Consider the following 15,727-nt stretch of genomic DNA (forward strand, 5'->3'; position numbering starts at 1 on the left):
GTTTAATTGAGATAAAGGCCTGGCTTATGCACAAAAGGAGCAGTTAAAGCTTTTTCTTATATTTGCTTTTAGACGTCCAGATAGCTGTGCTTATTTTAACCAAATGTGCTAATCATCCGAATGAAACACTTTGAAATATTCACGTGAGTGATTTTTGTTGCGAAGCAATTCAAGCGTAAAAAAAAGCAAAGAAATGTAGAAAGGGCGTTTTTACAGGCGAGAAAAAATGTGAGCTTGTTAACAAAAGTTGACAGCAGAGAATAAAAAGGCCAGCAAATGTGCTGGCCTTGTTTGACATTCTTTAAATCAGAAGGTCGCGTTGCGCGGCGTACGCGGGAATGGGATCACGTCGCGCACGTTCTGTACGCCAGTGACGTAGGCGATCAGACGCTCAAAGCCGAGACCAAAACCGGCATGCGGTACGGTGCCGTAGCGGCGCAGATCGCGATACCACCAGTAGTCCTCTTTATTGAGCCCCATTTCAGCCATACGCGCGTCCAGCACGTCGAGGCGCTCTTCACGCTGCGAGCCACCGATGATTTCGCCGATACCCGGTGCCAGCACGTCCATCGCCGCCACGGTCTTACCGTCATCATTAAGGCGCATATAGAACGCTTTAATCTCTTTCGGGTAGTTTTTAACAACAACCGGCGCTTTGAAGTGCTTCTCAGCCAGATAGCGTTCGTGTTCTGAGGCGAGATCGACACCCCAGTAAACCGGGTTTTCGAACTTCTCACCGCACTTCTCAAGGATGGCTACCGCATCGGTGTAATCGACCTGCGCGAAGTCAGCCGCGATAAAGCGCTCCAGACGACCGATTGCATCTTTATCCACGCGCTCGGCGAAGAACTGCAGATCGTCCAGGCGCTCTTCCAGCACCGCTTTAAAGGCATACTTCAGCATCGCTTCAGCCAGACGGGCGTTATCGTCGAGGTTCGCGAAGGCGATTTCTGGCTCCAGCATCCAGAACTCCGCCAGGTGGCGGCTGGTGTTGGAGTTTTCGGCGCGGAAAGTCGGGCCAAAGGTATAGACTTTAGAGAGCGCGCAGGCATAGGTCTCTGCGTTCAGCTGACCAGAAACCGTCAGGAAGGCCTCTTTGCCAAAGAAGTCTTTGTCGTAATCCACTTTGCCTTCGGCATTACGCGGCAGGTTTTCCATATCCAGCGTCGAGACGCGGAACATTTCGCCAGCGCCTTCGGTATCGGAGGCGGTGATCAGCGGAGAAGAAACCCAGAAGAAGCCCTGCTCGTCGAAGAAGCGGTGCAGCGCCTGCGCCAGCGTATGACGAACGCGCGCCACGGCACCGATCAAGTTGGTGCGCGGGCGCAGGTGCGCCACTTCACGCAGATATTCGATGCTGTGGCGTTTTGCCGCCATCGGGTAGGTGTCCGGATCTTCAACCCAGCCGGTCACTTCTACGGAAGTTGCCTGAATCTCCAGGCTCTGACCTTCTCCCGGCGAGGCCACAACTTTGCCGGTGACCACCACCGAGCAACCGGTAGTCAGGTGCAAAACGTCATCATTGTAATTGGGCAGAGAATTATTAATAACGGCCTGTACAGGATTAAAGCAGGAGCCGTCATAAACGGCGAGGAAGGAGATACCAGCTTTAGAATCTCGGCGGGTGCGCACCCATCCGCGAACCGTCACTTCACTGTCAACGGCAACGCGACCATGGAATACGTCGGCTACAGGCACAACGCTCATAATATTCTCTCTATTAATAGTCGGAAAAAATAAACACTTGTCCACCCGAAATGGGCAGGATCACCTATGTTACCTGGCGAGCGCCATCAGACAAGCAGAATTCGCAGGCAGCATTAATAATTTGTCATGAAAAAAGGGAGCCGGCTGGCTCCCTGATGATTAACTCGCCTTGCGCACCTGCGGCAGGTCGAAGGCCTCGCGCAACGCACGGACAAACGCCTTGTCGTGACAAATCGTTTTTCCGGGGCTATCGGATAATTTCGCCACCGGTTTACCGTTACACTCCACCAGCTTAATTACGATATTGAGCGGCTTAACGTCCGGAATATCGCAGGTAAGCCTTGTGCCTATACCGAAGCCAAGCTGGATACGGGAGGCGAAATGGCGGTAGAGATCCAGTGCCTTATTGAGATCGAGGTTATCGGAGAAAACCAGCGTTTTTGACAGCGGGTCGATTCCGAGCTTTTCATAATGCGCGATCGCTTTCTCGCCCCACTCAACGGGATCGCCGGAATCATGACGAAGCCCCTGGTAGCGCGTCGCGAACTCCGGTCCGAAATCGCGCAGGAAAGCATCCATGGTGATGCAATCCGTCAGGGCGATGCCAAGTTTATCCGGGTATTCAGCAAGCCAGGCAGCCAGGGCGGCACGCTGACTGGTCGCCAGATCGGGGCTAATCTGCTGATGCGCCTGGAACCACTCATGGGCCTGCGTACCCATCGGCGTCAGCGACAGGCGGCGGGCGAGATCGTAATTGCTGGTGCCAACGAACCACGGCTCCTGTTTTAGCCGCTCAACAATCGCTTGCTGGACGTCGGCAGAGAAGCGGCGGCGCGTGCCGAAGTCCATCAACCGGAAACCGGACATATCCAGCGAGGCGGTGCGCGCAGCGAAATCTTCCAGTTTACTCTCAAGATGTAGCAGGGCCTGCTGTACACCCGCTTCAGGCGAACGGCAGCGGTGTACCACTTCGCTGATCAGCGCCAGCAGCGGCACTTCCCACATAATTACCTCGCGCCACGGGCCGGCGAGGCGAATCGAGAGCTTGCCATTGTCGTTGCTGATGGTGACCTGCTGTGGATCGTAACGGAAGTTACGCAGCCAGGCGAGATAGTCAGGTTTGAAGAAGGGCAGGCCGGAGAGCCAGAGGAATTCGTCATCCTGCAAGCGCAGATGGCGCATCGCATCAACCTGCTCGCGGATCGCGTCGGCATAAATGCCCAGCAGATCGTCGCCGCGACAGCGAAATTCCGCTGAGACATGCACATCATAGTAGTGATGGAACACCGCTTGCTGCATGTGCAGTTTGTAGGCATCGGTATCCAGCAGCGTTTGCAGACCAGAAAAAGCGAGTTGAGTCATGGCGCGCAGTTGCATCCTCTTACAGGAGCGTTTAGTAGATTAAACAAAGCAAGTAAGTCGCTGGAGTATACCTTGTTTACTCATTTAGTGAACCCCATCACACCATATCGTCGAAAAAGGGTCGATGGCTTTTCGTGCCCACTGTTATAAAAATGTAGCAGACAGAGCTTTTCCCTCTGAAAAGATAAACATTCTGCGTGGCGCGTTTCTAGCAACCGGAATAGACTGGAACCGTAACCAACAGAAGATGCTAAAGGTTTTTTATGACACAACAGCCACAAGCCAAATACCGCCACGACTACCGTGCGCCGGACTACCTGATTAGTGATATTGACTTGACCTTCGACCTTGACGCCGCAAAAACCGTCGTCACTGCGCTGAGCAACGTGTCACGCCAAAGCGTATCTGCTGCGCCGCTGCGCCTGGATGGCGGCGATCTGACCCTGATCTCCCTGCATATTAACGACCAACCCTGGACGAACTATAAAAAAGAGGGCGGTCAGCTGGTGATCGACGGTCTGCCGGATCGTTTTACCTTACGCATCGTTAATGAGATCAGCCCGGCGGCGAACACCGCGCTCGAAGGGCTCTATCAATCCGGTGAAGCGCTCTGTACCCAGTGTGAAGCGGAAGGGTTCCGTCATATCACCTGGTACCTCGATCGCCCGGACGTGCTGGCGCGCTTTACCACCAAACTGATTGCCGATAAAACCCGCTACCCATTCCTGCTCTCTAACGGCAACCGTGTCGATCAGGGCGAGCTGGAAAATGGCCGTCATTGGGTGCAGTGGCAGGATCCCTTCCCGAAACCTTGCTATCTCTTTGCGCTGGTGGCCGGTGATTTCGATGTACTGCGCGATACCTTTACTACCCGTTCCGGTCGTGAAGTGGCGCTGGAGCTCTATGTCGATCGCGGAAACCTCGATCGCGCGCCGTGGGCGATGACCTCGCTGAAAAACTCAATAAAGTGGGATGAGCAGCGTTTCGGCCTGGAGTACGATCTCGACATCTATATGATCGTCGCCGTCGACTTCTTCAATATGGGCGCGATGGAGAACAAAGGGTTGAACATCTTCAACTCCAAGTATGTTCTCGCCCGCACCGATACCGCGACCGATAAAGACTATCTCGATATTGAGCGCGTGATTGGTCATGAATATTTCCATAACTGGACCGGTAACCGCGTCACCTGCCGTGACTGGTTCCAGCTGAGCCTGAAAGAGGGGCTAACGGTCTTCCGCGATCAGGAGTTCAGCTCCGATCTCGGCTCCCGCGCCGTTAACCGCATTAATAATGTGCGCACCATGCGCGGCATGCAATTCGCCGAAGACGCCAGCCCGATGGCGCACCCGATTCGCCCGGAAAAAGTTATTGAGATGAATAACTTCTACACCCTGACGGTGTACGAAAAAGGGGCGGAGGTGATCCGTATGCTGCACACCCTGCTGGGGGAAGAGAATTTCCAGAAAGGGATGCAGCTCTATTTTGAGCGCCATGACGGCAGCGCAGCGACCTGCGATGATTTTGTGCAGGCGATGGAAGATGCGTCCAATATCGATCTCTCCCATTTCCGCCGCTGGTACAGCCAGGCCGGTACGCCGATTGTCTCGGTACAGGATGATTACAATCCGAATACGGAGCAGTACACGCTGACCATCAGCCAGCGTACACCGCCCACGGCGGAGCAGCAGGAGAAGCTGCCGCTGCATATTCCGTTTGATATTGAGCTTTACGATAACGAAGGGAAGGTGATCCCGCTGCAGAAAGAGGGGCACCCGGTACACAACGTGCTGAACGTGACTCAGGCGGAGCAGACCTTTGTGTTTGATAACGTCTACTTCCAGCCTGTTCCGTCGCTGCTGCGTGATTTCTCGGCGCCGGTGAAGCTGGAGTATAAGTGGAGCGATCAGCAACTGACCTTTCTGATGCGTCATGCGAAGAACGACTTCGCGCGCTGGGATGCGGCGCAAAGCCTGCTGGCGACGCATATTAAGTTGAACGTCGCGCGTCATCAGCAGGGGCTGGCGCTCTCGCTACCACTGCATGTTGCCGACGCGTTCCGCGCGATCCTGCTTGATGCGCAGATCGATCCAGCCCTCGCCGCCGAGATCCTGACCCTGCCGTCGGTCAATGAGATTGCCGAGTTGTTCGACATCATCGATCCGGTGGCGATCGCTGCTGTTCGTGAAGCCCTGACCCGCACGTTGGCCACCGAGCTGGCTGATGAATTCCTCGCGGTCTACAACGCTCAAAAACTCGACAGCTATCGCGTGGAACATGCGGATATTGGTAAGCGCTCCCTGCGCAACACCTGCCTGCGTTATCTTGCTTTTGGCGATGCGCAGCTGGCAGACAAACTGGTCAGCCAGCAGTATCACGAGGCGGATAATATGACCGATGCGCTGGCCGCGCTGGCAGCGGCGGTTGCCGCCCAGTTGCCGGGCCGCGATGCGCTGATGCAGGCGTATGATGATAAGTGGCATCAGGACGGCCTGGTGATGGATAAGTGGTTTATTCTGCAGGCCACCAGCCCGGCGGCGAACGCGCTGGAGACGGTGCGCGGTTTGCTGCAACACCGCTCTTTCACCCTCAGCAACCCGAACCGTATCCGCTCGCTGATTGGCGCATTTGCCAGCAGCAACCCGGCAGCGTTCCACGCCGAAGATGGCAGCGGATACCGCTTCCTGGCCGAAATGCTGACGGAGCTTAACAGCCGCAACCCGCAGGTTGCGTCGCGTCTGATTGAGCCGCTGATCCGCTTTAAGCGTTACGATGAGGGTCGTCAGGCGTTGATGCGTAAAGCGCTTGAACAGCTGAAAGCGCTGCCGAATCTCTCCGGCGATCTCTACGAGAAGGTCAGCAAAGCGCTGGCGTAATTGAGCGGAGCACCTTATCCGACCTGCGCACTTTGTAGGCCGGATAAGGCGTTATCCGCCATCCGGCAGTGGCGCCCGATGGCGCTGCGCTTATCGGGCTACGATTCCGGTGCGGCATCAGAGTACATGGGTTTGATTGTAGGCCGGATAAGGCGTCAGCCGCCATCCGGCAGTGGTGCCGGATGGCGCTGCGCTATCGGGCCTACGGTCTGACATGCATTAACGCAATACACATAAAATCACGCGTGGCGGGTTCGGGGTACAACGCTGTTTTCGGACTCGCCACGCTGCATTACGCGGTTCAACACCTGCTCTTCGAGCTCGGCGAGCCTGACCGATCCGAGGCGGCGCGGGCGTGGCAAATCGACACTCACATCAAGGCCAATTTTCCCCTCCTCAATCAGCAACACGCGATCTGCCATCGCCACCGCTTCACTGACATCATGCGTCACCAACACCACCGTAAAGCCCTGCTCTTGCCACAACTGTGTGATCAACGCCTGCATCTCCAGCCGGGTGAGGGCATCCAGCGCCCCTAAGGGTTCATCAAGCAGCAGCAAACCCGGGTTATGCACCAGCGCGCGCGCCAGCGCAACACGCTGCTTTTGCCCGCCCGAGAGCGCCGCTGGCCACTCTGCCGCGCGCTGCTCCAGCCCGACTGAGCGTAACGCGGCTTCCGCTGCCTCGCGCCAGTGGCCTTTTAGCCCGAGACCGACATTATCAATTACCGATTTCCACGGCAGCAGCCGTGAGTCCTGAAACATCATGCGCGTATCGTGTTGAATGCTGGCAAGCGGCGTTGTGCCTGCCAGCAACTCACCGCCGTTTGGCGTCTCCAGCCCGGCTAACATGCGCAGCAGGGTGCTTTTCCCGCCGCCGCTGCGGCCCACCACCGCAATAAACTGCCCGGCGGCAATATGCAGATCGAGTCCATTTAACACCGTGTTGCTGCCATAACGTTTGCTGACGCTATTTAACAGCAGTGGGATGCCTTGATTCAGTCGGGCGGTATTCATGCTGTCGCCTCCTTCGTATGGTATGCGGGGTGCCAGCGCAGCCAGAGCCGCTCCAGCGCCAGTGCGCTGATATCGGCCAATTTGCCGAGCAGGGCGTAGAGAATGATGGCGACCACCACCACATCGGTTTGCAGGAATTCGCGCGCGTTCATCGCCAGATAACCGATACCGGCATTCGCCGAGATGGTTTCGGCAACAATCAGCGTCAGCCACATCAGGCCGAGTGCAAAGCGCACGCCAACCATTATCGACGGCAGGGCACCGGGCAGGATCACGTGGGCAAAGAGCGCAAAGCCGGAGAGGCCATAGCTGCGTGCCATCTCCACCAGCCCGCGGTCGATATTGCGGATCCCGTGCCAGGTGTTGATATAGATCGGAAACAGCGTCCCGAGCGCGACGAGAAAGATCTTTGCCGTCTCATCAATACCAAACCATAAGATCACCAGCGGGATCAGCGCCAGATGCGGCACGTTGCGCAGCATCTGAATCGAGGTATCCAGCAGACGCTCCCCCCAACGTGAGAGGCCGCTGATTAGCCCAAGCGTCAGGCCAATGCTGCCGCCGATGGAGAAACCAATCGCCGCGCGCCAGGCGCTGATCGCCAGATGCTGCCACAGCTCCCCGCTGGCGCTCAGCGTCCAGAACGCTTCTGCTACCCCTTCCGGCGAGGGAAAGATGCGGCTCGAGAGCCAGCCGAAGGTCGAGGCAAGCTGCCAGACCGCGACAATCAGCGCTGGCAGCAGCCAGGGGGCCAGGCGCAGTAACCACTTATTCTCTTTCGCCATCACGACCTCAGCTTTGCGCCACGTTACGCGGAATAAACTCATTCGCCACCGTTTCACCCTGCGGCTGTAACGGCTGCGGCTGGGGGATCTCGGGGATGGCGACATCCAGATGCGGGAAGAGCAGTTCGCCAACGCGATACGCCTCTTCCAGGTGCGGGTAGCCGGAGAGGATGAAGCTGTCGATGCCGAGAGCGGCATATTCGCTGATGCGCGCCGCAACCGTCGGACCATCGCCCACTAACGCCGTGCCCGCGCCGCCACGCACCAGACCGACCCCAGCCCACAAGTTGGGGCTGATTTCGAGCTTATCGCGACGACCGTTGTGTAAGGCGGCCATACGCTGCTGACCAATTGAGTCCTGACGGGCAAAGGCCGCCTGCGCTTTTTCGATCGTTGCATCATCGAGGTGTGAGATAAGGCGATCCGCGGCCTGCCACGCCTCGGTATTGGTTTCGCGCACAATCACATGCAGGCGAATACCGAAGCGCACTTTTCGCCCGTGGGCTGCGGCTTTTGCGCGCACCTGCTCAATCTTCTCTTTTACCTGCTCGGGCGGCTCGCCCCAGGTGAGATAGAGATCGACCTGCTCTGCCGCCAGATCTTGCGCTACGTCAGAAGATCCGCCGAAGTAGAGCGGTGGGCGCGGCTGCTGCACCGGCGGGAAGAGCAGCTTCGCGCCGCGTACCTGTAAATGCTTACCAGTGAAATCGACGGTGTCGCCCTCCAGCAAGCGACGCCAGATATGGGTAAACTCCGACGACACCTCATAGCGCTCGCTGTGATCGAGGAACACCCCGTCGGCCGCCAGCTCCTGCGGATCGCTGCCGGTCACCAGGTTAAACAGCGCCCGTCCGTTAGAGAGCCTGTCGAGCGTCGCCGCCTGGCGCGCGGCGACCGTCGGCGAGATGACGCTCGGGCGCAGGGCCACCAGAAACTTCAGCCGCTGGGTAACCGGAATCAACGAGGCGGCCACCAGCCAGGCATCTTCACAGGATCGCCCGGTCGGGATCAGAACGCCGCTAAAGCCGAGCCTGTCGGTTGCCTGGGCGATCTGCTGCAAATAGCCATAGTCCACCGGTCGCGCACCGTGGTCGGTGCCAAGATAGTGACCATCGCCGTGGGTCGGTAAAAACCAGAACAGATTGAGACTCATGATTTTGCTCCTTCTTGGGTCGGCTGCCAGATACGGCTACGGATATCGACTTTTTTCGGTACCAGATGGTTTTCATAGAAGAGATCGGCGGTCTGCTGCTGCAGTACAGCCGTCGCTTCATTAACGGGGGTGATTTTGGTCGGCGGGCGGTGATCAAAATAGGTGGCGATCACTGGCTGCGGCAGCCCCATGGTTTTGGCAAACAGGGCAACACTCTCATCTCGCTGGCTGATCGTTAACGCATCTGCTGCGCTAAAGGTATCGAGCACGCCCTGAATAAAGGTGCCATTCTTCGCAGCATACGGGCGCGCGGCCAGGTAAAACGAGCCGGTCTGCTTGAGGGTGGTGCCATCTTTCAGCACCCGTACACCGCCTTGTAACAGGGCGGCAGAGTAGTAGGGATCCCAGATAGCCCAGGCATCGACATTGTGTTGCTGGAACGCAGCGCGAGCATCTGCCGGGCTGAGGAACACCGGCTGAATATCGCTGAACTTCAGCCCGGCCTGTTGCAGCGCCCGCAAGAGCAAATTGTGGGAGCTCGAGCCCTTCTGGAACGCGACTTTATGGCCCTTCAGATCCGCCACGCTTTTAATCGGGCTATCTTCAGCCACGAGGATCACTTCCGCTTTCGGTTTGGGCGGCTCAACGCCGACATAGACCAGGTCTGCGCCGGCGGCCTGGGCGAAAATCGGCGGGATATCGCCCGTGCTGCCAAGGTCGATACTGCCGACGTTCAACGCTTCAAGCATCTGTGGCCCGGCTGGAAACTCGATCCAGGATATTTTGGTATGCGGATAGCGCTTCTCCAGCAGGCCGTGGCTTTTTGCCAGCACCATGCTGACGCTCCCTTTCTGATAGCCAATACGCAAAGCCTCCGGCGCGGTCTCGGCGGCCTGCGCCCAGGCGGAGAGGGTGAGCAGACCGCCGAGCAGCAGCCCGGTAGCGGAAAATGAGAAGCGGTTAAACATGAGCAACTCCTTGCGGGGCGTGGAGCTCCGGGGCTTTGATGTCGCGGCGGTGCAGTGCTTGCCAGAAGGTCTCCAGCGCGCCGTCCAGCCGGCCTTGCAAATTGGGAGTCAGGCTCGGTTTATGCTGGTAATCGATTACCTGGCTGTCGTCGGCGAAAACGCCGTGTAGGATCTCCTGTGCTTTCAGAGCGCTCAGCACTGGTTTCAGGGCATAATCCACTGCCAGCAGGTGTGCCACCGTGCCGCCCGTTGCCAGCGGCAATACCACTTTGTCCGCCAGTGCGCGCTCGGGAAGCAGGTCGAGCAGGGTTTTTAAGGCTCCCGAATAGGCTGCTTTATAGACCGGTGTGGCGACAATCAGCCCATCAGCCGTGCTAAGTTGCTCAATAAAAGTTTGCAGCGCCGGGCTGTCGAAGCGGGCATAAAGCAGGTCTTCAGGCTCAAAGTTGTGCAGATGCCAGTGGTTAATCTCAACGCCCTGCGCGGAAAGCCGATCGCGGGCGTACTCCAGAAGCGCGCTGGAGCGCGAGGGAAAGCGGGGACTGCCAGCCAGTGTAATGACGCGCATGCTTACTCCTTATAACCAAATGTTTGCTTTTAGATAACATTGATAACAATTTCAGGCAGTGTGACAGAGGCGGTTTATTCCCCTAAATGATTTATTCGGGGAAAAGTTACTGAAATCTGCATAAAGAGGGGGGATGAGAGGAAAACGATTGCGCGTAATGGTCTTTTTTTGCCACAGGTCAATTCCCTTTCTCTGCGCTTTCACTGATAATACGCCCCCGGTTTGCACACCGGGAATCCAGGAGAGTTCATGTACTACCCCTTCGTTCGTAAAGCCCTTTTCCAGTTCGATCCAGAACGCGCTCATGAATTAACGTTCCAGCAACTGCGCCGTATTACCGGCACGCCGCTCGAAGCGCTTGTCCGCCAGCGTGTACCGGTAAAACCGGTGCAGTGCATGGGGCTGACCTTTAAAAATCCGCTCGGTCTGGCCGCAGGCCTGGATAAAAACGGCGAGTGCATTGATGCGCTGGGCGCGATGGGGTTTGGCTCAATTGAGATTGGCACCGTGACGCCGCGCCCGCAGCCGGGGAACGATAAGCCGAGGATCTTCAGGCTGGTGGAAGCTGAAGGACTGATTAACCGCATGGGCTTTAACAATCTTGGCGTCGATAACCTGGTCGAAAATGTCAAAAAGGCGCATTTTGATGGCGTACTTGGCATTAATATTGGCAAAAATAAAGACACGCCGGTTGAACAGGGTAAAGATGACTACTTGATCTGCATGGAGAAAATTTATCCCTATGCCGGTTATATCGCTATTAATATCTCCTCGCCAAACACCCCAGGATTGCGCACGCTGCAATATGGCGAAGCGCTGGACGATTTACTCAGCGCCATCAAAAATAAGCAGAATGATCTCCAGGCCCGTCACCATAAATATGTTCCGCTGGCGGTAAAAATTGCCCCCGATCTTTCCGAGGAAGAGCTTATCCAGGTGGCCGACAGTTTAGTTCGCCACAATATTGATGGCGTTATTGCTACCAATACCACTCTCGAACGCTCGCTGGTGCAGGGAATGAAGCACTGTGATGAAACCGGTGGTTTAAGTGGACGTCCTCTGCAATTAAAAAGTACGCAAATTATCCGACGTCTGTCACAAGAATTATCCGGGCGCTTACCGATTATTGGCGTCGGTGGAATCGACTCCGTTATCGCCGCGCGTGAGAAGATGGAGGCGGGGGCTTCGCTGGTGCAGATTTATTCCGGTTTTATTTTTAAAGGCCCGCCGCTGGTAAAAGAGATCGTCACCCACCTCTGATCTTTTTCCCCTGCTGAGTAACCAGGGCTTTATTTCCGGCCCTGGTTGTTTTATATTCCGTCACTGTTGCTAATTTAAACATTTCAGTCTTCAATTATTAAGTTAATAAGCGAGGCGGCAAAACGGATGAAAAAACGACAGGATGTTTAAGGGGAAAGGGGAAAACAATGCGAATTAAACCTGACGATAATTGGCGCTGGTATTTTGATGAAGAGCACGATCGTATGATGCTCGATTTAGCCAATGGTATGTTATTTCGCTCCCGTTTTGCCCGTAAAATGCTCACTCCCGATGCCTTTTCACCGTCTGGTTTTTGTGTTGATGACGCTGCGCTTTATTTCTCCTTCGATGAAAAATGCCGCGATTTAGAATTATCTAATGAGCAACGCGCCGAGCTGGTGCTCAACGCGCTGGTGGCAATCCGCTTTCTTAAACCGCAAATGCCGAAAAGTTGGCACTTTATGAGCCACACGTCACCGTGGACGCCTGCAACTGGCGACGGTGCCTGCGTCTGGTTAAGCGATACGCACGAGTGTGTGAATTTGCTGGTGGTCGAGCCGGGAGAGAACGCGACGCTCTGCCTGCTGGCGCAGCCCGGCGTGGTGATTGCCGGGCGCACGATGCAGCTGGGCGATGCGATCAAGATCATGAATGACCGCCTGAAGCCGCAGCTTACTGCCGCGAGCCTCGCTTTCGAGCACGCGGTTTAAGATTCCAGCCGCAGCGACGTTTTCGGTACGCAGCTGCAACTGAGAATAGTGCCATCCTCACCCAGCGCTGATTGTTTCAGCGCGCTCACTTCGCCTTCCACCAACCGTATCCGGCAGCAGCCACAGATGCCTGCGCGGCATGAGTAGGGCACGCGGATCCCCTGGTTTTCCAGCTGCTCCAGCAGCACCTGCTGGTTGTTACCGCGAAAGGTTTGACCTTGCCACTCAATGTCCACGGTGCCTACGGGTTGCACCTCCGGCTCGAGCGCTTCAACGACCGCACCCGCGCCATACATCTTCGCCGGGCCGGTAGCCAGCACTGCAACCTCATCGCCTGCGCGGATCACGCCGCTATTACGGGCAATTAAATTCTGACCGAAGTCGACATCGCCATTATCCTGCGCCGTGCGGAACTTTTGCAGCGTGGCGAGCGGCTCACCGGCAGGGTGCTTCTGACCGCGCTCGGGGCTGACGGTGGTGAAGATGCAGCGGCTGCAGGGTTTAACCACGTCAAACACCACGTCGCCAATGCGCACCACTTTCCAGCTATCTTCCTCCCACGCCTGCGCACCGGTCACCACCAGATTGGGGCGAAACTGCTCCATCTGCACGCTGGCGGGGCACCGTTTTTGCAAGTCGCGTAGCGAGGCCTCATTGGTTAACAGATAGGGAAAGCCATCGGCAAAGGAGAGGGGAACCTCTTCATGACGCTTCACGCGGCGGGTTGGATGGGGGCCTACCCAGCGCAGCTGTACTTCGCGGCCGAAAAAGCCGCTCAGCCACTGGTTGATGGCCGCAGGCGCAATCAGCGCCGTAAAGTGGTTGCCCCACACCTCTGTGGGCGCGGCATCAGGCGCAAAATCCCCAAAGCGGATCACCGCGCTGCTGCCGTCGGGCGCTGTCAGATGCAGGCCATCCGTTAAAGGCGAGGGCAGAAAACGCACCATCTGCTGAAACTGACGCGCGGTAATAAAGGTGCCATCAGGCTGCGTGACCATAAAAACGCGGTCAAAGGCAAGGCCGCTGGCATCGGCGAGTGCATGCGTCAGGCCAATGCCGCGCATGGATTTCACCGGATGGATATAAAGACGTGAAAGGGTAGGCACGTCTTCCTCCCTGTTAGACGAAAATAAGCCCTCAACTTTATGACATGAGGGCGAGATTAGCTATAATGCGCAACAATTTTCGTAGAGTGTAAGTGACATTATGATTTCTCTGTTTGCCAGTACGGCCCGTGGGCTGGAAGAGCTGTTAAAAACTGAACTTGAAAAACTCGGCGCCGTGGAGTGCCGCGTCGTTCAGGGTGGTGTCCATTTTGAAGGCGACACGCGGCTCCTGTACCAAAGCCTGATGTGGAGCCGCCTGGCCTCGCGCATTATGATGCCGCTGGGAGAGTGCAAGGTGTATAGCGACCTTGATCTCTATCTCGGTGTGCAGGCGATCAACTGGACAGAGATTTTCAACCCGGGTGCCACCTTTGCCGTGCACTTCAGCGGGCTGAACGATGAGATCCGCAACAGCCAGTACGGCGCGCTGAAAGTTAAAGATGCGATTGTCGACAGCTTTACGCGTAAAAATCTGCCGCGCCCAAACGTCGAGCGTGACATGCCGGATCTGCGCATTAACGTCTGGCTGAACCAGGAAACGGCGCATATCTCCCTCGATCTGAGCGGTGAAGGCCTGCACCTGCGTGGCTACCGCGATCGTACCGGTATCGCCCCTATTAAAGAGAACCTGGCCGCAGCAATCGTGATGCGCTCCGGCTGGCAGCCGGGTACGCCGCTGGTCGATCCGATGTGTGGCTCCGGCACGCTGCTGATTGAAGCTGCCATGGCGGCAACCGATCGCGCGCCTGGTCTGCACCGTGGCCATTGGGGTTTTAGCGGCTGGGCGCAGCATGACGATGCCATCTGGAGCGAAGTGAAAGCCGATGCGCAAAACCGCGCACGCCAGGGTCTGGCGGCCTATGAATCCCGTTTTTATGGCTCTGACAGCGATGCCCGTGTCATCGAAAATGCCCGTAAAAACGCCCGCCGCGCTGGTATTGGCGAGCTGATTACCTTTGAAGCGAAAGATGTGGCACAGCTCAGCAACCCAGTGCCGCAAGGCCCCTACGGCACGGTTATTAGTAACCCACCTTACGGCGAGCGTCTGGAGAGCGAACCGGCGCTGATAGCCCTGCATAGCCTGCTGGGGCGTTTGCTGAAGGCGCAGTTTGGCGGCTGGAACCTGTCGCTGTTTAGCGCCTCGGTCGATCTGCTTAACTGTCTGCAGCTGCGCGCCGATCGTCAGTTCAAAGCTAAAAACGGCCCGCTCGACTGCGTGCAGAAAAACTACCATCTGGCAGAAAACACCGGCGAAGCCAAAGCGCCAGCGATGGCGGAAGATTATGCTAACCGCCTGCGTAAAAACGTTAAGAAGCTGGAGAAGTGGGCACTTCAGGAGGGGATTGAGTGTTATCGCCTCTATGATGCCGATCTTCCGGACTACAACGTTGCCGTCGATCGCTATGCTGATTGGGTGGTGGTGCAGGAGTATGCCGCGCCGAAAACCATCGATGCGCAAAAAGCACGTCAGCGCCTGTTCGACATTATTGCCGCGACCATTCACGTGCTCGGCATTGCGCCTAACAAGCTGGTGCTGAAAACCCGTGAGCGCCAGAAGGGTAATAATCAGTATCAGAAGATGAATGAGAAGGGCGACTTTATCGAGGTGAGCGAATATAACGCACGCCTGTGGGTCAACCTGACGGATTATCTGGATACCGGCCTGTTCCTCGATCACCGTATTGCCCGCCGCATGCTGGGCCAGATGAGCAAAGGCAAAGATTTCCTTAACCTCTTCGCCTACACCGGCAGTGCCAGCGTCCATGCGGGCCTGGGCGGCGCGCGCTCCACCACTACCGTGGATATGTCCCGCACCTATCTGGAGTGGGCAGAGCGTAACCTGCGCCTCAATGGTTTAAGCGGTCGCGCGCATCGCCTGATTCAGGCCGATTGCCTCGGCTGGCTGCAGGAGACCGATGAGCAGTTCGATCTTATCTTTATCGATCCGCCAACCTTCTCCAACTCCAAGCGCATGGAAGAGTCTTTCGATGTGCAGCGCGACCATATGCGCCTGATGGCTGACCTGAAACGTCTGATGCGTAAAGGGGGCACCATTATGTTCTCCAATAACAAACGCGGTTTCCGTATGGATCTCGATGGGCTGGCGAAGCTGGGGCTTAAAGCACAAGAAATCACCCAAAAAACGCAGTCGCAGGATTTTGCCCGCAACCGTCAGATCCATAACTGCTGGCTGATTACCGCAGCCTGAAAGGATA

General features: G+C 56.5%; 12 protein-coding genes. 4 read left to right on the top strand and 8 right to left on the bottom strand.

The genetic code is table 11. The features are described 5' to 3' along the window. Positions 1-306: 306 nt before the first annotated feature. Both asnS and pncB read right to left on the bottom strand, forming a co-directional pair. The gene (gene asnS / locus HF650_RS08625) at positions 307-1,707 is read right to left on the bottom strand and encodes an asparagine--tRNA ligase (protein WP_023481622.1); all 1,401 of its coding nucleotides are present in this window, start codon (positions 1,705-1,707) and stop codon (positions 307-309) included. Between the two features lie 159 nt (positions 1,708-1,866). Continuing rightward, positions 1,867-3,069: a nicotinate phosphoribosyltransferase gene (gene pncB / locus HF650_RS08630; protein WP_187801992.1), complete on the bottom strand. Its 1,203-nt coding sequence runs from the start codon at positions 3,067-3,069 to the stop codon at positions 1,867-1,869. Between the two features lie 263 nt (positions 3,070-3,332). Between pncB and pepN the strand changes: the two genes are divergently transcribed. Beyond that, positions 3,333-5,945: an aminopeptidase N gene (gene pepN / locus HF650_RS08635; protein ID WP_187801993.1), complete on the top strand. Its 2,613-nt coding sequence runs from the start codon at positions 3,333-3,335 to the stop codon at positions 5,943-5,945. A 239-nt stretch (positions 5,946-6,184) separates the two neighbouring features. Here pepN and ssuB read toward each other — a convergent pair whose 3' ends face one another. From ssuB to ssuE, 5 genes are read right to left on the bottom strand one after another with little or no spacing between them, the layout of a single operon-like run. After that, positions 6,185-6,961: an aliphatic sulfonates ABC transporter ATP-binding protein gene (ssuB, locus tag HF650_RS08640; protein WP_187801994.1), complete on the bottom strand. Its 777-nt coding sequence runs from the start codon at positions 6,959-6,961 to the stop codon at positions 6,185-6,187. Continuing rightward, on the bottom strand, positions 6,958-7,746 hold the full coding sequence (gene ssuC, locus HF650_RS08645; protein ID WP_187802637.1) for an aliphatic sulfonate ABC transporter permease SsuC: 789 nt from the start codon (positions 7,744-7,746) through the stop codon (positions 6,958-6,960). The genes ssuB and ssuC overlap by 4 nt, the downstream gene beginning before the upstream one ends. A gap of 7 nt (positions 7,747-7,753) precedes the next feature. Beyond that, the gene (gene ssuD / locus HF650_RS08650; RefSeq protein ID WP_187801995.1) at positions 7,754-8,899 is read right to left on the bottom strand and encodes an FMNH2-dependent alkanesulfonate monooxygenase; all 1,146 of its coding nucleotides are present in this window, start codon (positions 8,897-8,899) and stop codon (positions 7,754-7,756) included. Beyond that, entirely contained in the window at positions 8,896-9,867 is a 972-nt protein-coding gene (locus HF650_RS08655; protein ID WP_187801996.1) for a sulfonate ABC transporter substrate-binding protein, read from the bottom strand. The genes ssuD and HF650_RS08655 overlap by 4 nt, the downstream gene beginning before the upstream one ends. Beyond that, positions 9,860-10,435, bottom strand: coding sequence for an NADPH-dependent FMN reductase (gene ssuE / locus HF650_RS08660; RefSeq protein ID WP_187801997.1), 576 nt, complete (start codon positions 10,433-10,435; stop codon positions 9,860-9,862). Before ssuE ends, HF650_RS08655 begins: the two co-directional genes overlap by 8 nt. A 249-nt stretch (positions 10,436-10,684) precedes the next feature. On the opposite strand from ssuE, the gene pyrD reads away from it, so the two are divergent. Continuing rightward, entirely contained in the window at positions 10,685-11,695 is a 1,011-nt protein-coding gene (pyrD, locus tag HF650_RS08665; RefSeq protein WP_187801998.1) for a quinone-dependent dihydroorotate dehydrogenase, read from the top strand. Positions 11,696-11,862: 167 nt separating this feature from the next. Further along, positions 11,863-12,405 (top strand): cell division protein ZapC, encoded by a 543-nt coding sequence (gene zapC / locus HF650_RS08670; RefSeq protein ID WP_187801999.1) that lies wholly within the window; start codon positions 11,863-11,865, stop codon positions 12,403-12,405. Here zapC and HF650_RS08675 read toward each other — a convergent pair. After that, positions 12,402-13,511: a YcbX family protein gene (locus HF650_RS08675; RefSeq protein ID WP_187802000.1), complete on the bottom strand. Its 1,110-nt coding sequence runs from the start codon at positions 13,509-13,511 to the stop codon at positions 12,402-12,404. The genes zapC and HF650_RS08675 overlap by 4 nt on opposite strands. Positions 13,512-13,611: 100 nt before the next feature. Between HF650_RS08675 and rlmKL the strand changes: the two genes are divergently transcribed. Further along, positions 13,612-15,720, top strand: a complete 2,109-nt coding sequence (gene rlmKL, locus HF650_RS08680) for a bifunctional 23S rRNA (guanine(2069)-N(7))-methyltransferase RlmK/23S rRNA (guanine(2445)-N(2))-methyltransferase RlmL (protein ID WP_187802001.1) — start codon at positions 13,612-13,614, stop codon at positions 15,718-15,720. Positions 15,721-15,727 lie beyond the last annotated feature (7 nt).

It is taken from the genome of Kosakonia sp. SMBL-WEM22 (assembly GCF_014490785.1).
Lineage (GTDB): Bacteria > Pseudomonadota > Gammaproteobacteria > Enterobacterales > Enterobacteriaceae > Kosakonia.